At 70.0% G+C, this 22,867-nt stretch carries 18 protein-coding genes; 7 read left to right on the top strand and 11 right to left on the bottom strand.

Annotated elements, in window-relative coordinates; genetic code table 11:
- Positions 1-5: 5 nt before the first annotated feature.
- The 4 genes from ACRWNM_RS14850 to ACRWNM_RS14835 all read right to left on the bottom strand — a co-directional run bounded on the left by ACRWNM_RS14850 (position 6) and on the right by ACRWNM_RS14835 (position 7,982).
- The gene (locus ACRWNM_RS14850) at positions 6-950 is read right to left on the bottom strand and encodes a MerR family transcriptional regulator (protein WP_431967707.1); all 945 of its coding nucleotides are present in this window, start codon (positions 948-950) and stop codon (positions 6-8) included.
- Positions 951-1,006: 56 nt separating this feature from the next.
- Positions 1,007-2,941 (bottom strand): serine/threonine protein kinase, encoded by a 1,935-nt coding sequence (locus ACRWNM_RS14845; RefSeq protein ID WP_431967705.1) that lies wholly within the window; start codon positions 2,939-2,941, stop codon positions 1,007-1,009.
- 3 nt (positions 2,942-2,944) lie between these two features.
- Positions 2,945-4,726 carry a serine/threonine-protein kinase gene (locus ACRWNM_RS14840; RefSeq protein WP_431967704.1) on the bottom strand — a complete coding sequence of 594 codons (1,782 nt, stop codon included), beginning with the start codon at positions 4,724-4,726 and terminating at the stop codon, positions 2,945-2,947.
- Positions 4,727-4,898: 172 nt separating this feature from the next.
- On the bottom strand, positions 4,899-7,982 hold the full coding sequence (locus ACRWNM_RS14835) for a protein kinase domain-containing protein (RefSeq protein ID WP_431967702.1): 3,084 nt from the start codon (positions 7,980-7,982) through the stop codon (positions 4,899-4,901).
- A 156-nt stretch (positions 7,983-8,138) separates the two neighbouring features.
- Here ACRWNM_RS14835 and ACRWNM_RS14830 point away from each other — a divergent pair, with 156 nt between their 5' ends.
- From ACRWNM_RS14830 to ACRWNM_RS14815, 4 genes are all read left to right on the top strand, one after another.
- Positions 8,139-8,909 carry a deoxyribonuclease IV gene (locus tag ACRWNM_RS14830; protein WP_431967700.1) on the top strand — a complete coding sequence of 257 codons (771 nt, stop codon included), beginning with the start codon at positions 8,139-8,141 and terminating at the stop codon, positions 8,907-8,909.
- Positions 8,910-9,787: 878 nt separating this feature from the next.
- Positions 9,788-10,711, top strand: a complete 924-nt coding sequence (locus ACRWNM_RS14825; protein WP_431967698.1) for a TauD/TfdA dioxygenase family protein — start codon at positions 9,788-9,790, stop codon at positions 10,709-10,711.
- Between the two features lie 286 nt (positions 10,712-10,997).
- Positions 10,998-12,224 carry a CaiB/BaiF CoA transferase family protein gene (locus ACRWNM_RS14820; protein ID WP_431967696.1) on the top strand — a complete coding sequence of 409 codons (1,227 nt, stop codon included), beginning with the start codon at positions 10,998-11,000 and terminating at the stop codon, positions 12,222-12,224.
- A gap of 305 nt (positions 12,225-12,529) precedes the next feature.
- Entirely contained in the window at positions 12,530-13,456 is a 927-nt protein-coding gene (locus ACRWNM_RS14815; protein WP_431967694.1) for a hydroxymethylglutaryl-CoA lyase, read from the top strand.
- Here ACRWNM_RS14815 and ACRWNM_RS14810 read toward each other — a convergent pair.
- Complete coding sequence (locus ACRWNM_RS14810; RefSeq protein WP_431967692.1) at positions 13,446-14,303, bottom strand: GNAT family N-acetyltransferase; 858 nt, start codon at positions 14,301-14,303, stop codon at positions 13,446-13,448. The two genes, ACRWNM_RS14815 and ACRWNM_RS14810, sit on opposite strands and share 11 nt — an antisense overlap.
- A 207-nt stretch (positions 14,304-14,510) precedes the next feature.
- Positions 14,511-14,810, bottom strand: a complete 300-nt coding sequence (locus ACRWNM_RS14805; RefSeq protein WP_431967690.1) for a hypothetical protein — start codon at positions 14,808-14,810, stop codon at positions 14,511-14,513.
- 293 nt (positions 14,811-15,103) lie between these two features.
- On the opposite strand from ACRWNM_RS14805, the gene ACRWNM_RS14800 reads away from it, so the two are divergent.
- Positions 15,104-15,595: a hypothetical protein gene (locus ACRWNM_RS14800; RefSeq protein WP_431967688.1), complete on the top strand. Its 492-nt coding sequence runs from the start codon at positions 15,104-15,106 to the stop codon at positions 15,593-15,595.
- 50 nt (positions 15,596-15,645) lie between these two features.
- On the opposite strand, the gene ACRWNM_RS14795 is transcribed toward ACRWNM_RS14800, so the two are convergent.
- Together ACRWNM_RS14795 and ACRWNM_RS14790 are read right to left on the bottom strand one after the other, a co-directional pair.
- A complete protein-coding gene (locus ACRWNM_RS14795) occupies positions 15,646-16,773 on the bottom strand; it encodes an acyl-CoA dehydrogenase family protein (RefSeq protein WP_431967686.1) in 1,128 nt (375 codons plus the stop codon).
- Positions 16,774-16,782: 9 nt separating this feature from the next.
- Positions 16,783-17,955, bottom strand: a complete 1,173-nt coding sequence (locus ACRWNM_RS14790; protein ID WP_431967684.1) for an acyl-CoA dehydrogenase family protein — start codon at positions 17,953-17,955, stop codon at positions 16,783-16,785.
- Between the two features lie 247 nt (positions 17,956-18,202).
- Between ACRWNM_RS14790 and ACRWNM_RS14785 the strand changes: the two genes are divergently transcribed.
- The gene (locus ACRWNM_RS14785; RefSeq protein WP_431967682.1) at positions 18,203-18,907 is read left to right on the top strand and encodes a hypothetical protein; all 705 of its coding nucleotides are present in this window, start codon (positions 18,203-18,205) and stop codon (positions 18,905-18,907) included.
- 496 nt (positions 18,908-19,403) lie between these two features.
- On the opposite strand, the gene ACRWNM_RS14780 is transcribed toward ACRWNM_RS14785, so the two are convergent.
- The 3 genes from ACRWNM_RS14780 to ACRWNM_RS14770 form a co-directional block, all read right to left on the bottom strand.
- Complete coding sequence (locus ACRWNM_RS14780; RefSeq protein ID WP_431967680.1) at positions 19,404-19,964, bottom strand: TetR/AcrR family transcriptional regulator; 561 nt, start codon at positions 19,962-19,964, stop codon at positions 19,404-19,406.
- A gap of 5 nt (positions 19,965-19,969) precedes the next feature.
- Positions 19,970-20,332 (bottom strand): DUF1304 domain-containing protein, encoded by a 363-nt coding sequence (locus tag ACRWNM_RS14775; protein WP_431967678.1) that lies wholly within the window; start codon positions 20,330-20,332, stop codon positions 19,970-19,972.
- 124 nt (positions 20,333-20,456) lie between these two features.
- Positions 20,457-21,599: an epoxide hydrolase family protein gene (locus ACRWNM_RS14770; protein WP_431967677.1), complete on the bottom strand. Its 1,143-nt coding sequence runs from the start codon at positions 21,597-21,599 to the stop codon at positions 20,457-20,459.
- Between the two features lie 63 nt (positions 21,600-21,662).
- On the opposite strand from ACRWNM_RS14770, the gene ACRWNM_RS14765 reads away from it, so the two are divergent.
- Positions 21,663-22,643, top strand: a complete 981-nt coding sequence (locus ACRWNM_RS14765; RefSeq protein ID WP_431967977.1) for a helix-turn-helix transcriptional regulator — start codon at positions 21,663-21,665, stop codon at positions 22,641-22,643.
- Positions 22,644-22,867 lie beyond the last annotated feature (224 nt).

Below are 22,867 nucleotides of genomic sequence, written 5' to 3'. Positions count from 1 at the left end.
GCTCTCTAGGGGCGAGTCGCTGATACAGTTCTCAACGCCGCCGTGAACCAGTCGAAGATCTCGGCGAGTTCCTGCGGTGCGGGCCACCCGTTGACGGCGGCGACGAGCCGCCAATACCGCTCCACCCGTGCGTCATTGGCGATCGTCAGCCGCTCCAGGAGCCAGCGGCGCAGGGCGGCGTCGTCGGCGCGGCCGAAGGTGCGGGCGTAGCGCGCGGTCAGCTCGTCGACCACCTCGGCCGCCCCGGGCCCGTCCGGAGCCGTGCCCGCGGCAAGCGCCGCGCCGACAAGGTCGCGGACGGCCCCGGTCAGCTCGTGGTGCAGTCCGGTGGTGTCGCCGTTCGCGCGCTCGCGAGCCTGGTACTCGGCCATCCGACGCACAGCAGCACGGAAATCCTCGTCCTGGGCAAGTTCCGCCAGTTCCATCCAGGCCCGAACCTGTTCGGGCGCGGGGTCTTCCGGCAGATCGGGCACCGTCGCGCGGAGCAGTTCGACGAGCTCTGGATTCGCGTCGACACCGCCGAAGGCGTCGTCGACAAAGTCATGGATGATCCTGCGGCGCTCGGCGTCGGTGAGCGTGGCCAGTCGGTGCATGGTGTTCATCTCCTCGGTGTCGGTGGCCCGCTGCGCGACCGCGCGCAACACCGCCCGCCGCTGCCGCAGGATCCGGATCTGGAGGTCGACGGCGTCGGCATGGGCCGCCGCCACCTCGGACACGGTGCGTTCCCGCGCCAGTACCTGGCGCACGGTGTCCAGGTCGAGGCCGAGGGCGCGCAGGGTGCGGACCAGTTCCAGGCGGGCGATCGCGTCGGAGTCGTAGCGGCGGAAGCCGTTCGGGCCGATGGCGGACGGCGCGACGATCCCCCGGTCGGCGTAGAAGCGGATGGTCTTGACCGTCAAGCCGGTGCGTCGCGCCACCGCGCCGATCGAGAGGAGCGTGTCGTCGTCCATGTCCGACAGCCTGGCGTCTCCCCTCGGTGGAGAGGCAAGTCCAGGATTCGACGCGGTCAACTCAGCGGCGCGGTGTGCCACCAGTCCATGAATTCCTCTTGGGTGGCGATGAATCCGACGCTGTACATCAGGAAGTTCTCCCGCTTCTTGGCGCTGGTGAACACGGTGATCATGCGGGGCCGCTTGGCGGCGGGGTGGCCGTCGAGCAGATAGTTCGTGTAGGTCTCGCGGCCGTGCTGAGCGGTGGAGCGGGTGTGGCCGGGCAGCGAGCCGACGGCGGCCTGCACGTCCTCGGGCGAGCGGTAGACGAACAGCTCGTAGCTGGCCTTGTTCGGGCCGCCGAAGCAGTACCAGTACGCGGTGAAGTTGCCGAAATCCGGTGCGCCCGCGTCCATCGCGTTCGCCGAACCCTCCGGTTTTGCGAAGCAGGTGGACCCGTTGTGACCGGGGCCGGTGTGCACGACGTTGTCCTTGTCCACCTCGGGGGTCATGCCGGGAAATGCCTTGCTGATCAAGTCGATGTCGTCCACGAGAGAGCCGGACTCGTCGTGTTTCTTCGAGGTGGTCGGCGCCGCGGTGGTCTTCGCGGGGCGTTGTGTGGACGGCGACGGCTCGACGGTGCTCGACGGTGCGGCCGAGCTGCCCGGCTCGGACCCACGGTCGACGACCAGCGCGGTGACGGCGAGAATCGCGAGCGCGGCGCCCACGGCAGTGCCGATCACCGCTGTGCGGCGCGATCGGCGGGACGGCGTGGGTCCGCGGCCGTGCTGTTGCGCGGCGTGGCCGCCCGAGCGGTTCGAATGCGCCTGCGCCCCAGCAGAACCCGGTGCATGGATCGCGCCGCTGTGCGCGCGCGACGGCTGCTGAGCGCCGAGCGCGTCCGCACCGGAAACGAACGCGGAGGACCGCGGCGGATACTCCTGCCAGGACCCCTGCTCGCCCGGCACGCCGGGCGAGGCCCCTTGGCCGTGGGTGCCGGGGGCCGTGCGATACCCGGGACCGGTGGCGGGCGCGGGTCCCGAGGCCACGGGCGGAGTCGGGTAGCCGGGCGTCGTCGGCGGGGCCGGACGCGGCGGCGACCACTGCGGCGGCGCCGCCTGCGGCCACGCGCCGGAGCCGTTGCCGAAACCGTTGTCCGCCAGCGGGAAAGGACCGGACGCCGGTTCGGTGAACGCCCGCCGCGCCGCCTCGGCGAACTCCGCGCACGAGCCGAAGCGGTCGTCCGGACGCTTGGCGAGCGCGCGCAACAGCACCGCGTCCAGGGCGGGCGGCAGACCGGGCCGGACGGTGCTCAACCGCGGCGGCGGCTGTTGCATGTGCCCCTGGATGACCGCGACCGGATTACTCGCCTCGAACGGCACGGTTCCGGTCAACATACGAAACAGGCTGCACGCCAACGAATACTGGTCCGAGCGGTGATCGAGCACCGCGCCGGAGAGCTGCTCGGGCGAGGCGAAAGCCAGGGTGGCGGTGAAGGTTCCGGTCTGGGTCAGTTTGCCGGTGTCGTCACGGAAACGGGCGATGCCGAAGTCGGTGAGGAACACCCGCTCCAGCCCGCCCTCGGCCCGCTCCAGCAGGATGTTGGCGGGCTTCACATCCCGGTGCAGCACGCCCTTGCCGTGCGCGAAGTCGAGCGCCTTGGCGGTCTCGGCGACGATCTGCACCGCGCGCTGCGGCGGCAGCACGTGGGCGTCCAGCGACGCCGCATCGACACCCTCGACGTACTGCATGGAGATCCACAGCTGCTCGCCTTCGACACCGCGGTCGAACACGGTGACGATATTCGGGTGGTCGAGCTGGGCGACCAGATCGGCCTCCCGCTCGAACCGGGCCCGAATCTCGGTGTCGAAGAACAGCTCTCGATTGAGCAGCTTCAACGCCGTCCATCGCGGCAATCGCGGATGCCGCGCCAGATACACCGATCCCATGCCCCCGCGCCCGAGGAGGCGTTCGACGGTGTACCCGGCGAAAACCGCTCCGTTGTCCAGCATGCGTCAGTTCAGCGGCGCCGACCGCCACCAGCGCAGCACCTCGTCGATGGTGCCGACGATGCCGTCGGTGTACATCAGGAACTGCGCACGGTCCGGGTCGCCGGTGAAGACGGTGACCATCTTCGGGCCGCTGTTGTCGAATTTGTAGTTGGTGTAGGACTTTCCGCCGTTGCTGTCGGTCGACTTGGCGGCGTTCGACGGCAGGTTGTTCAGCGCTGCCTGCGCGTCGGCGGCCGACTTGTAGACGTAGATGGTGAAGAACGGATCGTCGTTGTTGCCGCCGCCGAAGCAGTCCCACTGATAGGCCCAGTTGCCGAAATCCGGTGTGCCGTCGGTGGGTACCGAAGGCCGGTCCGGCGAGTAGGCGCCGCAGGTGGCGCCGTTGTATCCGATGTCGCCGTCCTTGTCCGCCGGAACCATGCCCGGGAACTCGTTGCTGATCGCGGCGGCGTCGGCGGCCACCGGGCGCTTGCTGTTCGAGGTGCTCGTCGGCGCCGTGGTCGTGATGCCGCCACCACCGGAGGAGGAGCTACTGCTCACCGCGACGACGATGCCGACGACCACGGCGATCAGCACCACCACGCCGACGGCGAGCGCGGCGATCAGTCCGGTGTTGGACTTGCGCGGCGGCTGGTGGCCGCCGCCCATCGCGTGTCCCCCGCCCATCGGCGGTCCGGGCGGCGGCGCGAACCCGTACGCCCCGGACTGCTGCGGGTACTGCGCGGCGGGGCCGGTCTGCTGGTGCGGAGCGGCCGCGTTGGGCATCACGCCCTGCGGCGTGGTCATCGGCTGGCCGGTCAGCGGCTGCGAACCGCTGGTCGTCGGACCGACCGGGTACTGCCCGCCGGTCACCGGAATCGGCCCGCCGGTGACCGGATGCGGACCCGAGATCGGTTGCGGCGGACCGGTGACCGGCCGCGGGCCGCCGACCAGCGGCATGGACGGCACGCTCTGCCCCGACAGCGCCGCCTGCGCCGCCGCGGCGAACTCCGAACAGCTCGCGAAGCGATCGTCGGGACGCTTGGCCATCGCCTTGGCCAGCACGCCGTCCAGCGCGAACGGCAGCCCGGGGCGCACGCTGCTCAGCGCGGGCGGCGCCGACTGCAGGTGACCCTGAATGACCTGGGCCGGGTTGGTGGCCGCGAACGGACCGCTGCCGGTGAACAGCCAGAACAGCGCGCAGGCCAGCGAGTACTGATCGGAACGGTGGTCGAGCGCGGCGCCGGTGAGCTGCTCGGGCGAGGCGTAGGCCAGGGTGGCGGTGAAAGTGCCGGTCTGAGTGAGGTGGCCGGTGTCGTCACGGAGCCGGGCGATGCCGAAATCGGTGAGGTAGACGCGTTCGCCGCGGCCGCCGGTGGAGCGAGCCAGCAGGATGTTCGCCGGCTTCACGTCGCGGTGCAGCACGCCCATGCCGTGCGCGTAGTCCAGCGCGTCGGCGGTCTCCTTGACGATCTGCACGGCGCGCTCGGGCGGCAGCGTCTTCGGATCCACCGAGGCGGCGTCGATGCCGTCGATGTACTGCATCGAGATCCACAGCTGCTCGTCTTCCAGACCGCGGTCGTAGACCGTGACGATGCCGGGGTGGTCGAGCCGGGCGACCAGGTCCGCCTCCCGTTCGAACCGCGCCCGCACCTCCTTGTCGAAGAACAATTCCCGGTTCAACAGCTTCAGCGCCGTCATCCGCGGCAGCCGCGGATGTTTCGCCAGGTACACCGAACCCATGCCACCGCGACCCAATTGCCGTTCGATGACATAGCCGGCGAAAGCCTCACCGCTGGCCAGCATGTCTGCTCCAATTCCCGCCTGCACCGGGACCCACCGGGAACAGGCGTTAAGCATAAGAACGCGCGGTCAGCGCTTACCCGACCACGGAAAACATCGAAACCATAGCAGCAGTCGCACGGCCCCAGGGCGCCCGAGGAGGCGGGGTACGCCAGGCGACATCCATAGCGAAAAGCTATGGCGGAGGGCGTGGTTCGGGCGGTTGCGGGCCGTTTCCCGGCCCCTGCCCGGCGGGCGCAATTCGCCCCCGCACCCGATCCGGGAGCGCGATCGTGATCGGCCGTGGCGTGCGGCGCGTCGGCCGTTGTGGGATCGGCTCGTTCCGCCCTTGCGCCGGGCGGCCGGTGTCCGTCGAACCCTGCTGTGGCGCGGGCTCGTTCTGTCCGGACGCCGAACGGTCGGTGCCGGTCGAACCCCGCTGCGGCTGCTGCGGCACAGGCTCGTTCCGCCCGGACGCCGGGCGACCGGTGCCCGTCGAGCCCTGCTGTGGCACGGACTCGATCGGACGGCCGGTGCCCGTCGAACCCTGCTGTGGCACGGACTCGATCGGACGGCCGGTGCCCGTCGAATCCCTTGGCGGCACCGGCTCGTTCCGCCCGGATGCCGGACGACCGGTGCCCGTCGAATCCCGCTGTGACACGGGCTCGTTCCATCCGGGCGCCGAACGGCCGGTGCCCGTCGAATCCCGCTGCGGCCGCTGCGGCACAGGCTGGTTCCGTCCGGACGCCGAATGATCTGCGTCCGTCCGACCCCGCTGCGGCTGCTGCACTCCGGCAGCGCGCGGAGGGTTGGTATGCGCGGTCCCGCTGGTCGGCAACGAAGCGTCCGGCAGGGGCGCCGTCGGTGGCAGGCCGGTCGGACGCTCGGATTCAGGACTCGTCGGCGGCACACCCGCCGGACGCGAGGGATCGGTCCCGAGCGGTGCCGGTTGCCCGGTAGTTCCGTGCCGCGTGCCACCACGAGTCAGATCCACGGCGTGGTGCGACGGCGGGCAGGGCGGCGTCGCACCGTGGGCTGCGCCGGTATGTGGTGCGCTCCCGGTCTGATTCCCGGCATGGTGCGAGGGAGGCATGGGCAGCGTCCCACCGTGAGCCCCGCCCGTGTGCGGTGCGCTCCCGGTCTGATTCGTCACTGGCCGAGGCGGAACAGCGGGGCGCCCCGGCACGCCAGTGTGGGTGTGCGCGCCGGTGTGCGGAACCGAATGCGGATGCGGCGGAACGCTCGTCGGCGGCATCCCTTCGGCGCGTGGCGCGAATCCGGTGGGTGGCCGCACGCCACTCGACCGAGTCGGCACACCGGGATACGACTGCTGGGGTGCGTGCGGGGAGCTTGTGGCCGACCGGCCCTCGGGAGCGGGCGCATATGGAGACGCGGTCGCACTCGGACGCCGCACGTCATCGGAGCTCTGCGCGAACTGGGTGTGCGGGCCGGGATCAAAACCAGTTGGCACACCGGGATGCGACGGATCGGGTGCGGTGGATCTGCGGGACTCGTGTGCCGAGCCGTGCGCGGGCGGCACGAAACCGGTGTGTGGCGGCATTCCGGTCCACGAGTCCGCGCCTACGTGCGGTGTGGTGCTGGTCGATGGGCCGCTGGTCTGCCGAGCAGCACCTCCGTGCGCAGCCGCGCCGTGCGCCGGTGTGCCGGGGTGCGGTGAGCCGCTGGTCTGCCCCGGGGCTTCGGCGTGCGTAGCCGTTCCGCGCGGCGGCACACCGGGGTGCGGCGGTGCTCCGTTCTGCGTGGCCCCGCCGTGCGCAGCCGCGCCCGTGTGCGACGGCCCGCTGGTCTGCGAGGCCCCGCCGTGTACAGCGGCGCCGGGGTGCGGCGGCACGCCGTTGCGTGAAGAGCCACCTGCTTGCGAGGCCTCGCCATGCATGGTGTGCCCTGGCGCTTCGGTGTGCACAGCCGTGCCACGCGGCGGTACGTCGGTGTGCGGCGGGCCACCGGTCTGTGCGGGCCCGCCGTGTACAGCCGCGCCGGTATGCACCGGCGAGCCGGGGTGCGTAGGGCCACCGGACCGCGGGGCCCCGACGCTCGGGCCCGCACCGGCGTGCGGCGGGCCGCCGGCCTGTGGGGCGCCGCCATGTGCAGCCAGGCCGGGGTGTGCCGACGAGCCGACGTGCGTGGGCGTGCCGGTGTGCGGCGGACCGCTGGTCTGTGAAGCCCTGCCGTGCGTCGCCGCGTTGGTGTGCGCCGGTGAGCTGGTGTGTGTTGGGCCACCGGGATGCGGGGCCCCGGCGCTCGGAGCCGCGCTGGTGTGTGCCGGTGGGGCGACGTGCGTAGGGCTGCTGGTGTGCGGGGCGGGCGCGTGCGGTGGACGTCCGCCGGGGACGAAAGCGGTGCGGGGCGGCAGTGGAGTGGCGTCGGCGCGGGTGGCGAAACCGGTGTGGGGTGGCACGGGGCCGGTTGTCGAATGCGGGGCGGGTGTGGCGGACGCGAGGGCGCGGCGGGCGGCGACGGCGAAATCGGTGCAGCTCGGGAAGCGGTCGGCGGGGCGTTTGGCGAGGGCCCGCGCCATCACCGCGTCCAATGCGGCAGGCAGACCACGGCGGCTGCGGGACAGCGACGGCACCGGCGCGGCGATATGGCCGTTCATCACCGCGGCGGGCGTGGCGCCAGGGAAGGGGACGTTGCCCGTGAGCATCCAGAACAGCGTGCAGGCCAGCGAGTACTGGTCGGCGCGGTGATCGAGCGGCTGCCCGCTGAGTTGTTCGGGCGCGGCGTACGCCAGCGTGGCGGTGATGGTGCCCGCCGAGGTGAGCGTGGTGTCCGCGTTGCGCATGCCCGCGATGCCGAAGTCGGTGAGCAGCACCCGTTCCGGCTGTCCGATGGGCGCCTTGGCCAGCAGGATGTTGGCCGGTTTGACGTCTCGGTGCAGTACCCCGTTGGCGTGCGCGAAGTCCAGGGCCGCGGCGGTCTCGGCGATGATCTGCACCGCGCGTCCCGCGGCGAGCACGTCCACGTCGGCGCTCGCGGCGTCGGAGCCGGGCACGAACTGCATGGAGATCCACAGCTGCTCGTCTTCGGCCCCGCGGTCGTAGACGGTGACGATATTGGGATGGTCGAGCTGGGCGACCAGATCGGCCTCCCGCTCGAAGCGTCCCCTGATCTCGAGATCGCCGTACAGCTCGCGATCGAGCAGCTTCAGGGCGGTCATCCGCGGCAACCGCGGGTGCTGGGCCAGATACACCGTGCCCATGCCGCCTTGACCCAGCACGCGCTTGACGACGTAACCGGCAAAGATTTCGCCAGTACGCAACAAGGTGATTCACCCCCCTCATCGGGTCGAGCACGTGGATCCTACCGATGTATCTCGCGGACCCACGTGGGCGCAACAAGTCCTTCGATTCTCGGTTATTCGCCGGTGGATCGCCGGTTCTCCGCGATGTCGGTGCCGCCCACTACGCTGAGCCCCATGCGCATTGGAGCACACGTCCGGCTCGACAGCGATCCGATCGGCTTCGGTGAGAAACTCGGCGCCGATGTCATCCAGATGTTCGTCGTCGACCCGCAGAGCTGGGACAAGCCGGTCCCGCATCCGCGGACCGAGGAGATCCTCGCCAGTCCGATCGATGTGGTGGTGCACTCCTCCTATCAGATCAACGTGGCGAGCCTGAACAACCGGCTACGGATGCCGTCCCGCAACGCGGTCGCCCAGCAGGCGAAGGCCGCCGCGGAGCTCGGCGCGTTCGGCCTGGTCGTGCACGGCGGGCACGTCCGCTCCGACGCCGAAGTGGAGACCGGAATCGACAACTGGCGCAAGCTGTTCGAACGCCAGCAGGAAAAAGGCGGCTTCGCGGTGCCGATCCTCATCGAGAACACCGCGGGCGGCAACCACGCCATGGCCAGGCATTTCGACTCCATTGCCCGCCTGTGGGACGCGGTCGGCGATTACGGCGCCGGCTTCTGCCTCGACACCTGCCACGCGTGGGCGGGCGGCGAGGAACTGCTCGGCGTCGTCGACCGGATCAAGGCCATCACCGGCCGCATCGACCTGGTGCACCTGAACTCCTCGCGCGACGAGTTCAACTCCGGCGCCGACCGGCACGCCAACTTCGCCGACGGCACCATCGACCCGCAGCTGCTGGCCGAGGTGTGCCGTAATGCGGGCGCGCCGGTGGTGCTGGAGACCCCGGCCGAGGGCGTCGCCGAGGATCTCGCCTATCTGCGCGAGCACGTGGGCTGAGCTGCGACTCATCGAGCGGTGGGGCTGAACGGTCGGGGTGCCTCATCGCAGGGCTCCCGCGATCAGGGGTCGGCCGCTCCTAGCCGCTGCCCGACGCCGAGGCGTGGTCGGCCCAGCACTTAGTAGGCCAGGGGCCGTCATCTCCTCCTGCCGCTCGCGGATGCCGCGAACCAGCAGAGCCAGGGTCGGCATGTGCCCAGCACCTCCTTCGACGCTCTCTCGTCAGGTCAGCGGGTGGGCGCGGACGTGGTTCCGGCCGCATACCTGCAAATCACGCTCGCCCACCCAGGTTTCCCCGAGCAGTGCCGGGCACGTCGGGTGCCGTACCCGGCTTACCTCCCGCCGTTGGTAAGCATGGGTGCAACTTCCAGCGTGGTCATCCGGCTGTGGTTGCGTTCCTTTGAGTGGGTGGAGGGCGTTCTCTCGTCAGTTCAGCGGGTGGGCGCGTTCGCAGACGTGGTTTCGGGGGCTTGCCTGCAAATCACGCTCACCCACCCAGGCTTCCCCGAACGGTGCTGGGCACGCCGAGTTGCCGTACCCGACCTACCTCCCGCCGTTGGTGGACGCTGGCGCAGGTTCCAGCGTGGTCGACCGGCTGTGGTTGCGTTCTTGGGGAGTAACAGGGTGGGTGCTGTTGCGTGGTAGGTGCGGTGCTGATGGGGGCGGGTCTACCTGTCCCCGGTGTGCGTGCTGGGGTGCTGAAAATCGACGGGAGTCAAATGGTGGTTCGGGGGTTGACGGGCCGGGACCGGTTCGCCAATTGTGGGGCGCGAGTGGCACGTGTTGCGATCATGCCGACGAAAACCCTGGTCGCGGAGGGTTTACGGGTGGTGTGCTCTAGCGCGCACTAACCGTTCTCGACAGCGAAGGTGATCACCATGACGATCGCAACCGCCCCCACTGTTTCGGTGACCAAGCTCGGCGCCCGCATCGGCGCTCAGGTCGACAATGTCCGGCTCGGCGGCGACCTGGACGCGGCGCCGGTCGACGTGATCCGCCGCGCTCTGCTCGAACACAAGGTCGTCTTCTTCCGCGGCCAGGACCACCTCACCGAGGATGGGCAGTACGAGTTCGCCGAGTTGCTCGGTAGCCCGACCACCCCGCACCCGACCGTCACCTCGCACGGGCTGAAGAGCCTGGCCATCGACTCCGAGTACGGCCGCGCCAACAGCTGGCACACCGACGTCACCTTCGTCGACCGCATCCCGAAGGCGTCGATCCTTCGCGCGGTCACCCTGCCGACCTACGGCGGCTCCACCACATGGGCCTCCACAGTGGCCGCCTACGAATCGCTGCCCGAGCCACTGAAGCTGCTCGCCGAGAACCTGCGCGCGGTGCACACCAACGTGTACGACTACGCCGCGGCGCACGGCGCCAAGGCCCGCCCCAACGCCGCCGAGTACCGTGCCGAGTTCGAGTCGACCTACTTCGAGACCGAGCACCCGGTGGTGCGCGTGCACCCGGAGACCGGCGAGAAGGCGCTGCTGGTCGGTCACTTCGTGAAGCACTTCGTCGGCCTGTCCGGCGCCGAATCCCAGGCACTGTTCCGCCTGTTCCAGGACCGGGTGACGCGCCTGGAGAACACCGTCCGGTGGAACTGGCAGCTCGGTGACGTGGCGATCTGGGACAACCGCGCCACCCAGCACTACGCCATCGACGACTACGACGACCAGCCGCGCAAGCTGACCCGCATCACCCTGGCGGGCGATGTCCCGGTCGGCGTGGACGGCGTCGCGAGCACCGTCATCGCGGGCAATGCCGAGCACTACTCGATCATCGAGGAGGTCTCCCGCGCCGCCTGACCGGCGCTGCCGGACGACGGCTGCCCCGCGAGGACCGAAGGCCCGGAAACACCCCGACCAAGGGCGCCGCAACACGCGGGAGGAAGGCTCAGAGACCGCGGGCGGGAGGCCCAAGACACGCGGGGCGTAGGCACCGAGACACGCCGATTGAAGGCGCCTCGAAGGCACCGAGACACGCCGAGCGAAGGCGCCTGGACACGCGGACCGGAAGCTCAGAGACACGCGGGGCGGCCCGAGACCGAGGGCGGGCCGAGGACGAGAGCCCCATTAGTCCACACTGGTGGCCATGAGTATTCGGCCGTTGGACGGAGTTCGCGTCCTCGAGCTCGGTAATTACATCGCCGCGCCCACCGCCGGGCGCATCCTCGGCGACTTCGGCGCCGAGGTCATCAAGGTGGAACGGCCGAAGGCCGGCGACGAGTTGCGCAACTGGCGGCTCTACGGCGGCGACACCTCGATGCTGTACCGCACCGTCAACCGGAACAAGAAGTCGATCACCCTGGATCTGCGCACCGACGAGGGGCGCGCGGTGGTGCTCGACCTGGTCAGGCACTGCGATGTGCTGCTGGAGAACTTCCGGCCCGGCATGCTCGAGAAGTGGGGCCTCGGGCCCGACGCGCTGAACGAGGCCAACCCCGATCTGGTGATCACCAGGATCTCCGCCTACGGGCAGACCGGGCCGATGTCCGCGCGGCCCGGTTTCGCCGCGGTCGCCGAGGCCGTGGGCGGTCTGCGCGAACTGGTTGGCGACCCGGACCGTCCCCCGGTGCGGGTCGGTGTCTCGATCGGTGACTCCATCGCGGGCATCTACGCCGCCTTCGGCACCGTGATGGCGCTCTTCCAGCGAGAGCGCACGGACGACGCGGTGCCCCTGCGGGAACGTGTGATCGATGTCGCACTGAACGAGGCCATTCTCTCGGTGATGGAGTCGCTGGTCCCCGACTACCTGGCCTACGGCATCAACCGCGAGCGCGTCGGCGGCCGGATGGAGGGCATCGCGCCGAGCAACGCCTACCCCTGCCGGGACGGATTCAGCATCATCATCGGCGGCAACGGCGACGCGATCTTCCAGCGCTACATGGGAGTCATCGGCAGGCCCGATCTGGCGGCCGATCCCGAACTCCAGGACAACGCGGGCCGCTGGCGCCACCGCGAACGACTGGACGCGTCGATCGGCGAATGGACGATGCGGCACACCAGGGACGAAGCGCTGAAGATCCTGGAGGACGCGGCCATCCCGTGCGGGCCGATCTACACCGCCGCCGACATCGTCGACGACGAACAGTACAAGGCGCGCAACATGATTCAGCCGTTCCCGGTGGACGTCGGCGAACCTGAACCGAAGACCGTCGGCTTCCCCGGCATCGTGCCGGTGATCGGCGAACAGTCGCTTCCCATCCGCAACGTAGGCCCCGACCTGGGCGAACACACCCGCGAGGTGCTCTCGGGACTGCTCGGCCTGAGCGAGGCCGAGATCGCCGCCGCGTCGGGATCCAGCGAGGTGCAGGCATGAGCGAGCGAATCACGTCCCAGCGCGCACGACGCATGCCGAAACCGAGCGCCAGCGAGGTGCAGGCATGAGTGAGCGGAGCGAGCGAATCATGTGCCAGCGCGCACGGCGCATGCCGGAAGCGAGCGCCAGCGAGGTGCAGGCATGAGCCGCAGGCGCGTACGGCGCAGGCCGGCCGGCCGTAATACGTGGGAGCAGCGCGCGCCAGGACACGCGCGGCCGACGATCCACCCGAATCCGGCGGGCGCGAACCAGAAACCGTGGGCGGGCGTGATGTGCGTGCCGCCGCAGGCGCGGGAGGACCGGCAGTGCTGACCGAGACGAGCGGCGCGCTACTGCGTGATGTGACTCTGCGCGACGGACTGCAACTGACCGGCAAGACCTTGCCGGTGGAGCGCAAGGTCGAGATCGTGCGCCGCCTGCTCGCGCTCGGCGTGCCCGCGCTGGAGATCGGTTCGATGGCGCGCCCCGACCTGGTGCCGCCCATGGCCAACACCATGGACCTGGTCGCGGCCCTGACCCCCGAGGAGCTCGAGCGCTGCTGGGTGTGGGTGGCCACCCCGCGTCACGTGGCCAAGGCCGCGGAGGCGGGCGTCCGCAATTTCCAGTACTGCTTCTCGGTCTCCGACTCGCACAACCAGGCCAATATCGGCCGCACCACCGAGGACAGCTTGGCCGTGATGCCGGAGGCGGTGCGATTGGCCCACGAGGTGGGCGGCGCCATTCAGCTGTGCTTGGCCACCAGTTTCACCTGCCCGTTCGAGGGCCCGGTGGATCCGGGGCGGGTGCTCGAGATCGCGAACGATCCGCGCACCGAGGGCGCGAGCGACATCGTGCTCGCCGATACGCTCGGCCAGGCCCATCCTGCCCAGGTCGCCGCCCTGATCTCCGCGGTTCGTGACCGGACGCCGCAGCGCCGCATCGTGTTCCACGGCCACGACACCTGGGGCATGGGCGTGGCCAACACCTTGGCCGCGATCGCGGCGGGCGCGGGCATGGTCGACGGATCGCTCGGCGGCTTGGGCGGCTGCCCGTTCGCGCCGGGCGCGAGCGGCAACACCTCCAGCGAGGACATCCTCTTCGCCACCCGCCCCGACTGGTTCGCGCCGCCCACGCTGGCCACGCTCGTCGAACTGACCGAGGGCCTGCTCGCCGATCTCGGCGAACCCAACCGCTCGCGCGCCGCCGAGGGAGCGCGGTCGAAGGCCGCGGCCTTCGAATGGGTCATCGGCTGACCGCGGGGCGGTCCTCGAACACGTAGTTCACGAAGTCGTCGACCGGCTGGTAACCGATCGCCCGGTAGATCCGGTTCGATGTGGGGTTCGCCAGATCGGTGAACAGGCAGACGTCGAGACCGTTGCGGCGCAAGGCCCGCGACACCTGCGCGGTAAGGGCCGACGCGTAGCCGTGCCCGCGCTCGGCGGGCGGCGTGTAGACCGGGCCGATGCGCGTCCAGCCGCCCACCGGAATCTGGTGCGCGGCAAGGCTCACCGGACGGCCGCCGACCTCCCACAACCACCAGCGCCCCGCCGCCACCCGCTTGCGGATCACGTCCGGGTTCGGATGCGGCGGCGCCAGATCGATTTCGTGGCGCATGGCCTCGAACCAGGCAACACACAGCGCGACATCGCGGTCGGCGGCTCGGCGCGGCGCACCGGCGACCCCGCGCGGCACACGCAGCTCGCCGAGCCGGAACAGCCTGGTACGGACGTCTTCCCGCAGACCGACGCCGCGCAGCGCGCACCAATGCTCGGCGAACGACTCCGCGGCGGCGACGAGCCCTTCGACCCCGGTGTTGCCGGGCGCCGCGGCGGCGAACGCCTCAGCGACCGGTCGCAGGCTCTCGGCGGGCAGCTGCCCCAGGTAGACCTCGCGACCTCCGGCCCACATGGCGACGCCGACGACGGCGCCGTCCGCCGCGTGCAGCGACAGGAAGCGCGACGTTCCATCCGCCGCCTGCTGCCCGTCCACGTGGTTGGCGACGACCGTGGCGATCACCGTGTGCCGCAGGAAATCACGGCTCACGAAGGCCTCTGTCGCGGCGCGATACGCGACAGCATCGCCGGTGATCTCGATCCGCATGCCGCATACCTCCACTTCGCTCCCGCAGTGTGCGAAGTGTGGACGTACCCCGTCCGCGGCGCCCCTCCGGCGCGATCCCGCCGCGCTCCGCGATTCCGCGGACCTTCGACGGACTTCGTCCGCTGCCCTTGTCAGGCGTCACGATAAGCGTCGAAGACGTCGGGCACCAATGACTTTCGCAGCGACATCACGGGAGAAAACGGTTGCTCAGCCGGTGCCGCTCCTCGCTCCGCTGTCCGCGCGGATCTTGAGCAGGACGAGTCCCGCGGTGCACGCCAGGATCAGACCCGCAACGGTGATCTCGACGTGCAAGCCCGCGATGCCAAGCACGGCCCCGACGACACCGCCGAGGAAGAACAGCCAGGCCAACGCTCGCGCCACGATCGTGGGCACGGAACGCGCGGGCGGATTCGACGCTTTCTGCTTCGCCGCTTCCTGATTCGCGTCCTCCGCCGTGTCGGAGGTCGCGTCTACTGGCGGCAGCGGAGAGGTCGAGTATGCTCCCATCATCTTCTCCTCGGTGACGCCGATCAGAGTGTTCGATCGCGCAGCTCCACCAGCGCGTCTCTCATCCTGATACAGGCGTCTCATGCGTAACTTTGATCACGTACGCTACGGCCCGCACAGGGGGCTCCGCCGCGACACGTGCCCGCGACACGCGGACGAGATCAATTCGATATCTGAATCATATGTGTTTAAAAGTTCCGGTCCGGCGGCAGTGACGGCGGAGGTACGCCTGGCCCGGGTGACCGACCTGGTTTATGGTGAGCCCACTCGAAACACACGAGGAGTGTCCCCGAATGGAGAGCAGCAGGGCCAAGATCGCGGGTCCAGCGATCGCAGCGGGAGCGGTCTCGGTCGGTCTGGTTCTCATCGGCTCCTGCGGGATCGGCGGCGACGAAACCTATGTTCCGCCCCCACCGCTCAAGGACGGTCCCGCCGCCGCGGCCGTGGTCCGCGACGACGGTTCGACGGGCACGGTGTCGCGCATCGTGATTCCGCCGTCGCCGACCTGGCAGATGGCGCCGGGCGGACCCCCGCGCAGGCCCGCCGGATACGTCACGATGACCATTCCGCCGGAAGAGGAATCGGAGACGAACACCCCCCGGCCCGAGCGCACCACGGAGCCGCGCACCACCGCGGCCGAAACGACAAGGGAGACCGAGGAACCGACGACGACCCGGCGGACGCTGTCGGCTACGACACCGCCGTCGGCCGTCGACGAGGAATCGACGACATCCCGCCGACCGGCCGCCACACCGCGGGCGGACTACCAGGGCGAAAACGAGTAGGGCGGCGGCGCGGACGTTTTCGCCCGCACCGCCACCCGACCTCCGTGGTCCTACAGTTCCGGCAGGTCGTAGCTGCCGACCTGGGCGCTGAGCACCTTCAGATGGTCGAGATCGCCGCCGAGCGTCCGGCCGATCGCGGTGAGCCGCGCGACGTAATGGCCGACCGGGTACTCCGCGGTGACGCCGATGCCACCGTGCATCTGGATGGCTTCCTGCCCGACGTGCCTCGCCGAACGTCCGACCTGGAGACGGGCGCGCGAGGCGACCACCGGGTCGTCGGCCCCGTCGGCCAGCGACGCGGTGACGTACAGGCTCATGCTGCGGGCCAGCTCCAGCGAGACGTACATGTTCGCCGCCCGCTGGGTCAGGGTCTGGAACTTCGACAGCGTGACGCCGAACTGCTTGCGCGTCTTCAGGTACTCGGTGGTCAGCCGCAGCGCTTCCTCCATCGCGCCGATGGATTCGGCGCACAGACCGGCGTGCGCGTGGCCGAGCGCGACCTGCACCGACTCGGCCGCGTCCAGCGTGTCACCGAGCAGCTCGGCGGGCGCCTTGTCGAAGGTGATCTGCGCGCCGCGCAGCCCGTCGACGGTGCGGAAGCCCTTGCGTGACACCCCGGCGCCCTCGGCGGCGACCACGAACAGGCCGACGCCACCGCCCGGCAGCACCGCGCTGACCACCAGATCGTCGGCGCAATCGCCGTGCGCCACCGGGTTCTTCACGCCGGTCAGCAGGTAGCCGTCGCCCTCGGCCGTCGCGGTGGTCGCGAGGTCGACGGACGGCCAGCGCACGCCGGGCTCTGCGTGCGCGAAGGCGAGCAGCTTCTCGCCCGCCGCCACGTCGGGCAGGATCCGCTGACGCTGTTCGGCGCTGCCGACCTGTGCGATCAATGCGCCCGGCACCAGCACCGCGTCGAGCAGCGGCTCCGGCGCGAGCCTGCGGCCGATCTCCTCGAGCACGACCATGGTCTCCACCGGACCGGCGCCGACGCCGCCGTCCTCCTCGGTGAAAGCGAGGCCGAGCACGCCGAGCTCGGCGAGCTGGCGCCACACGTCGCGGCTCCAGCCCAGCTCGGTGTCGATCACCTTCACCCGGGACTCCGGGTCGTAGTTGCGGGCCAGTACGTCGCGCACGGTGTCGCGCAGCATGACCTGTTCATCGGTGAGTTCGAATTCCATGGCGAAGCCTCACAATCCGAGGATCGTGGAGGCGATGATGGTGCGCTGCACCTCGCTCGAACCTCCGTAGATGGTTGTCTTGCGGTAGTTGAGGTAGCTGGGGCCGCTGCGCTGCGCCCAGCCGGGGGAGGCGATCTCGTCCGCGTCGACCGGAAGCGCGTCCGGTCCTGCGATGTCGAGCAGCAGCTCGGTGGCGGCCTGCTGCAACTCCGAGCCGCGCAGCTTGAGCACCGAGGAGACGGGGTTCGGCTTGCCCTCGGTGGAATTCGAGACCACGCGCAACTGGGTGAGCTCGAGCGCGAGCAGCTCGTTCTCCAGCTCGGCCACCCGGGCGGCGAACACCGGGTCCTCCAGCAGGGTGCCCGAACCGGACTTGATCTGGCGCGCGTAGTCCTTCGCGACGCCCAGCTTCACCTTGGTGCGGCCGACGCCGGTGATGCCGGTGCGCTCGTTGCCGAGCAGGAACTTGGCGTAGGTCCAGCCCATGTTCTCCTCGCCGACCAGCTGATCGGCGGGCACCCGCACGTTCTCGAAGAAGACCTCGTTCACCTCGTACCCGCCGTCGATCAGCTTGATCGGGCGGATGGTGACGCCGGGGCTCTTCACGTCGAACAGCAGGAAGGAGATGCCGGACTGCTTCTTCTGCGCGTTCGGATCGGTGCGCACCAGGCAGAAGATCCAGTCGGCGTACTGGGCCAGCGTGGTCCAGATCTTCTGGCCGTTGACGATGTAGGAGTCGCCGTCGCGCACCGCGGTGGTGCGCAGCGAGGCCAGGTCCGAACCGGCGTCCGGCTCCGAGAAGCCTTGGCACCACCAGATGTCGAGGGCCGCGGTCGCAGGCAGGAAGCGCTCCTTGAGCTCCTGTGAGCCGAAGTGCGCGATGACCGGACCGACCATCTGAGCGTTGAACGTCAGCGGCTCGGGCACCGAGGCCAGCTGCATCTCGTCCTGCCAGATGTGGCGCTGCATCGGGGTCCAGTCTTTGCCGCCCCACTCCACCGGCCAGTTCGGCACCGCGAGTCCGTTGTCGTTGAGGATCTTGTGCACCGTGACGACGTCTTCACGAGAGAGCTCGTGGCCGTACTTCACGCGCTCACGGATCTCCGCGGGGATCTGGGTGCGGTAGAACTGCCGCAGCTCGTCGCGGAAAGCCGCCTCGTCGGGGGACAGGGATATTTTCATACGCAACTCCCGTTGTGTCTCGTACTTCCGGCACCAACCTACCCCGGGGTAATCCGACGCTGTCGAGTGGATCACATTCGGCGTCTGGCAGGCACGACACCGCGCCGACCTGCGGGCTTCGCACGGCCGCGCAACCCTGCGGCGACCGGGAGAAATCCGCTCGGCCGACTCGGCGGCGGGCGCGTCGAACTGGTACGTTGCAGCCCAGGGCCGGGGAAACCCTGGGTTCGTATTCGAGGAGAACTTGGTGAACGGCAGAACCATCGCACGCGTGGCCGCGACTGTGACTTCCCTCGGCATCGGTGCGGTCCTGACCCTCACCGGACCCGCCTCCGCCGCGCCGGACGCGGCGATCGATCAGGCCGTCACCCACCTCACCGAACGCGCAGGAACGGACCAGGCCGCGCGCGCGGGCGTGGACGCGCTCGGCTCGTACACCAAGCTCGTCGACGTCGCCCAGCTACGCGACATCGCGGGCGCCTGGGCGCCCTTCGCCTACGCCGCCCCCACCTTCGGCTGCGGCAGCAACGGCCCCATCACCACGATCATCGCGGCGGGCACCACCGAGGGCAACAACCGCGACCAGGGCGCCAGCCCGGAGCCGGGAACCCTCCGTTTCAGCGCCACCCCGTCGCACTCGGGCGCCCCGCTCAGCTCCGGACTCGTGGTGGCGTGGCTCAACGTCAACAACGGACACAGTGGCATCGACGCGCTCGACGACATGACCGAGTTCAACCTGCCGACCCTGTCCAAGACCGTGCGCACCGGCCCAGGGACCGTCATCGCGTCGATGTGGGGCGTCATCGGATATCCCGGGGCGCACTGCGTGATGACGCCGACCGTCGGCACGTTCGTCGTTCCGGAGATCCCGGCCGCCGCATCCGCACCCGCCGCACCGGAGACCGCCCCTGCCGCGCCGCAGCCCGCGCCCGCCATCGTTCCTGGCAGTTGATCGTCGGCGGATCCGCGACGGCCGCCTCGAACCCGCACCGCCCGCACACCGCAGCGCACCCGGCACACCACAAGCCCACGCCCGCAGGGAAGTTCGTACCCGTCATCGCCCTCACCGCCGAGTCACCAGCGGTTCCCACCACCGCACAGTCCGCTGCGCGCGCCGGGCGACGCCCTGGTGGCAGCCTGCCCAGTATCGCCCCCACCGCTCAGGCACCGGCATCTCGCGACAGCCGCACCGACCCCGCCGCCCAGCCACTGGTCGATAGCTGCGGCGGTCGCGACGGCAGCACCCGCACCGGGCATCAACCCTCGAACCGCGCGCGTTCGGCGGAGCTGTCGAGCGGGCGGCACAGACGGACATCTGTCGGACGCCCGATCAGCCGAGGCAGAACAAAAGACAAGGGTGGAGACGCGCGAGAAGACCACTCCATGGGCCAGCCGGAGGCGTCCTGGTCGACTCACCGAGGACGGGTGAACACCACGGCAGGCGGCGATCATTGGGGCAAGGGGGTGCGGTGCAGAGTGACGAGCAGGCGCCAAACCCGCTGCGCGATCTCGGTGGGGGTCGCCTCGATGAGGCCGTGCAGCCAGTCGGCGAGCACCCCGGCGAAGGTCGCTGCCACGGCCGAGGCGACCAGATCGGGCTCCGGCGCACCGGCCAGGGTGCGCTCGGTGTGGCTGCGGGCGCGCAGATCGCGATGGAGTACGTGGCCGAGCGGACCGCCGCCGCCCGGGCGCAACAGTTCCCGGTAGAGCCCGGCGTGCGGGGTGAGACGGTCGAAGAAGGCAAGCAGGGCGGGCGGCGGGCTGGCGGGGTCGGGTGTACCGCGCCAGGCGTGCAGGGAGTCCACGGCATCGCGGACGACATCGGCGCAGGCATCGACGGCGACCGCCTCCAAGTCGGCGTAGTGAAGATAGAACGTGGCGCGGCCGACCCCCGCCCGGCGCACCAACGCGGCGACGCTGACCTCTGCCAACGGGTGGCTGTCGCATTCCTCCAGCAGCGCCCGGCGCAGCTTGGCCCGGGTCCGTGCCGTGCGGGGATCTGCTTGCATGACAGTCACCTGGCCAGCAGGACGGCGGCGAGCGCCAGCGCCCCGGGCAATGCCTGGGCGATCAGGATCCGCCGGTTGGCGGTGAAGCCGCCGTACAGCCCGGCGACGAGCACGCAGACGACGAAGAAGACCTGGACCTGGAACCTGATCGGATTCTCGGCGATCAGACCCCAGACCAGCCCGGCCGCCAGGAACCCGTTGTAGAGCCCCTGGTTCGCGGCGAGCGGGGCGGTGGCACGGGCCATCGCCGCATCGAAGCCGGAGAGCTTGCGGCCCGGCTTCCTCTCCCACAGGAACATCTCCAGAACCAGGATGTACAGGTGCAGCGCGGCCAGCAGGCCGACCAACACATTCGCAGTCGTCTCCATCGCGTATCCAATCCCTAGGATTTAATAGACAGATGTCTAGGATACATGGACAGATGTCTATCAAGGGCGCCGCGTCCGCTGCGGCGGACGAGGATCAGCCCAAACCGCCCGGAGGCCTCGGCGCTCAGGCGAGCTCGGCGAAGAACGTGCGGATGTCGGCGACGTGCATGTCCGGAACTTCCATTGCCACGAAGTGGTTGCCGGTGTTGTCCTCCGGCCAGTGGGCGATGTCGTTGTCCTGTTCGGCAAGGCGGCGCATGAGCGCGGAGCCGCCGCCGTAGACGCCCGTCGGGACCAGCTTCTGTCCGGTCGGCCAGGCGAAGCCCGCCTTGCCGAGGCCGTTGTACATCGGCCAGGACGACGTGCCCGCGGTGGCGGTGAACCAGTACAGGCTGACATTGGTCAGCAAGTGGTCGCGGTCGATCGCTTCCTCGAGATGGTCGACCAGCGGCGTGAATTCGCGGAACTTCTGCGTCTGCCAGGCCAGCAGTCCGACCGGCGAATCGGTCCAGGCGTGCGCGAAGGTCTGCGGCGCCGCGCGCAACAGCGTGTGATGGTCGACGCCGCCGGTCATCCACTGCTGCATGAGATCCCGCTCCGCGCGTTCCTCGGCGCTCATGGTCGGCACGTCCGCCGCGGTCGGCATGCCGATGCCGCCGTCGAGGTGCACGCCGACCACACGGTCCGGCGCGGCCAACGCCATCTCCGGCGCGACATACGCGCCGAGATCACCGCCTTGAACGCCGTAACGCCGGTACCCGAGGCGGTCCATCAGCTCCACCCACATCCGCGCCACCCGGCCGGTGGTCATGTCCTCGGTCGGGGCCGCGGAGAAGGCGAACCCGGGCACCGAGGGCACCACCACGTGGAACGCCTGAGCGGGGTCGAGGCCGTGCGCCCTCGGGTCGGCCAGCGGACCGATGGTCTTGGTGAACTCGACGAACGAATTGGGCCAGCCGTGGGTCAGCAGCAGCGGCAGCGCGTCCGGCTCGGGTGAACGCACGTGCACGAAATGCACGTCCAGCCCATCGATGTCGGTCAGGAACTGCGGGAACTCGTTCAGCGCCGCCTCCTGCGCGCGCCAGTCGAACCGGGTGCGCCAGTGCTCGGCGAGCTCGCGCAGATAGTCGACCGGGACACCGCGTTCCCAGCCCGCGCCGGGCAGCTGCGCCGACCAGCGGGTGCGGGCCAGCCGGTCGGTCAGGTCGTCGAGATCGACCTGAGGGATGTCGATGTGGAAGGGGCGGAGGGCATTTCGGTTCGTCACGACCACAACGTTAGAAGCCATATAGGACCATCTATGTCCTACTTTTCTGGGATTCTGGAATTCGTGAACGACACCCCCGCCCGCCTGCTCCGCCTGCTCTCGCTGTTGCAGACCCCGCGCGAATTCTCGGGCAGTGAACTGGCCGAACGCCTCGGCGTCACCGACCGCACGGTGCGCCGCGACATCGACCGGCTGCGCGAACTCGGCTACCCGGTCGAGGCCACCATGGGCGCCACAGGCGGCTATCGGCTGGTGGCAGGCGCGGCCATGCCGCCGCTGCTCGTCGACGACGAGGAGGCGGTGGCCATCGCGGTCGGTCTGCGGGCCGCGGCCGGGTCCGCGGTCGCGGGCATCGAGGAGGCGTCGGTGCGCGCGCTCGCCAAGCTCGAGCAGATCCTGCCCGCCAAGCTGCGCCGTCGCGTGCGGGTGCTCGGTTCGGCGACCGCCGCGCCCGCGCACGACGGACCGACCGTCGACCCGGAAGTGCTGAGCACGCTGGCCGCGGCCGTAACCAACAGGGAGCGAGCGCGTTTCGGCTACCGCGGCGAATCCGGCGCGCAGACTCGCCGTCATGTGGAACCGGTCGGCCTGGTCCCGGTCCGCCGCCGCTGGTATCTGCTCGGGCACGACCTCGATCGCGCGGACTGGCGGGTCTTCCGCGTCGATCGGATCCAACGTCCGCAGCCCACCGGCGCCCGATTCACCCCGCGCCCACTACCCGCCGCCTCCCCCGCCGACTACGTCGCGGGCCGCCGAACTGATTGGGGCGCACCGGCTTACCGCGTCTTCGTGACGATCTCCGCCCCGATCACCCGCGTCGCGGGCCGCCTCGGCGAGGACACCGGCGACTTGACCGCACTGGACGACCACACCTGCCGCCTCACCGCCACCCGCGACGACTCCCCGGCTTGGCTGGCCCACCGCCTGCTCGACCTCGGCGTCGCCTTCCGCGTCCACGAATCCCCGGAACTGACAGAGGAACTACACGCCATCGCCGCTCGGATCACCTCCGCCCTCACCCCGGCCGAAGGCCCGCGGCTCTAGCTCCCGCTCGACGCTCCCCCTATCGGCTCACCCCTAGCTGCCACACCACACACAGTCCGTACGCCTCACACAGCTGACACCTATGTGAACCGTGTGGGCGGTCCGTGGAAAGCCGCGGCCACGCAAATGCGCCGCTTCTAATCCGAGCCTGTTGGCTTCCTCGCCCGCACCGCAGCCATAGATCGGCGCGCTTGCGACCACAGCCCGCGCGGCGAGTTCGAGGC

The sequence above is a fragment of the Nocardia sp. bgisy134 genome (assembly GCF_965341865.1).
Lineage (GTDB): Bacteria > Actinomycetota > Actinomycetes > Mycobacteriales > Mycobacteriaceae > Nocardia.
Note: the sequence above shows the minus strand (reverse complement) of the source record. Positions and strands in the feature narration are given on the sequence as shown.

What these genes read in the sequence shown, in the direction of transcription:
- ACRWNM_RS14850 (WP_431967707.1), bottom strand. Translation starts at nt 950, where the DNA reads ATGGACGACGACACGCTCCTCTCGATCGGCGCGGTGGCGCGACGCACC.
- ACRWNM_RS14845 (WP_431967705.1), bottom strand. Translation starts at nt 2,941, where the DNA reads ATGCTGGACAACGGAGCGGTTTTCGCCGGGTACACCGTCGAACGCCTC.
- ACRWNM_RS14840 (WP_431967704.1), bottom strand. Translation starts at nt 4,726, where the DNA reads ATGCTGGCCAGCGGTGAGGCTTTCGCCGGCTATGTCATCGAACGGCAA.
- ACRWNM_RS14830 (WP_431967700.1), top strand. Translation starts at nt 8,139, where the DNA reads ATGCGCATTGGAGCACACGTCCGGCTCGACAGCGATCCGATCGGCTTC.
- ACRWNM_RS14825 (WP_431967698.1), top strand. Translation starts at nt 9,788, where the DNA reads ATGACGATCGCAACCGCCCCCACTGTTTCGGTGACCAAGCTCGGCGCC.
- ACRWNM_RS14820 (WP_431967696.1), top strand. Translation starts at nt 10,998, where the DNA reads ATGAGTATTCGGCCGTTGGACGGAGTTCGCGTCCTCGAGCTCGGTAAT.
- ACRWNM_RS14810 (WP_431967692.1), bottom strand. Translation starts at nt 14,303, where the DNA reads ATGCGGATCGAGATCACCGGCGATGCTGTCGCGTATCGCGCCGCGACA.
- ACRWNM_RS14805 (WP_431967690.1), bottom strand. Translation starts at nt 14,810, where the DNA reads ATGGGAGCATACTCGACCTCTCCGCTGCCGCCAGTAGACGCGACCTCC.
- ACRWNM_RS14800 (WP_431967688.1), top strand. Translation starts at nt 15,104, where the DNA reads ATGGAGAGCAGCAGGGCCAAGATCGCGGGTCCAGCGATCGCAGCGGGA.
- ACRWNM_RS14795 (WP_431967686.1), bottom strand. Translation starts at nt 16,773, where the DNA reads ATGGAATTCGAACTCACCGATGAACAGGTCATGCTGCGCGACACCGTG.
- ACRWNM_RS14790 (WP_431967684.1), bottom strand. Translation starts at nt 17,955, where the DNA reads ATGAAAATATCCCTGTCCCCCGACGAGGCGGCTTTCCGCGACGAGCTG.
- ACRWNM_RS14780 (WP_431967680.1), bottom strand. Translation starts at nt 19,964, where the DNA reads ATGCAAGCAGATCCCCGCACGGCACGGACCCGGGCCAAGCTGCGCCGG.
- ACRWNM_RS14775 (WP_431967678.1), bottom strand. Translation starts at nt 20,332, where the DNA reads ATGGAGACGACTGCGAATGTGTTGGTCGGCCTGCTGGCCGCGCTGCAC.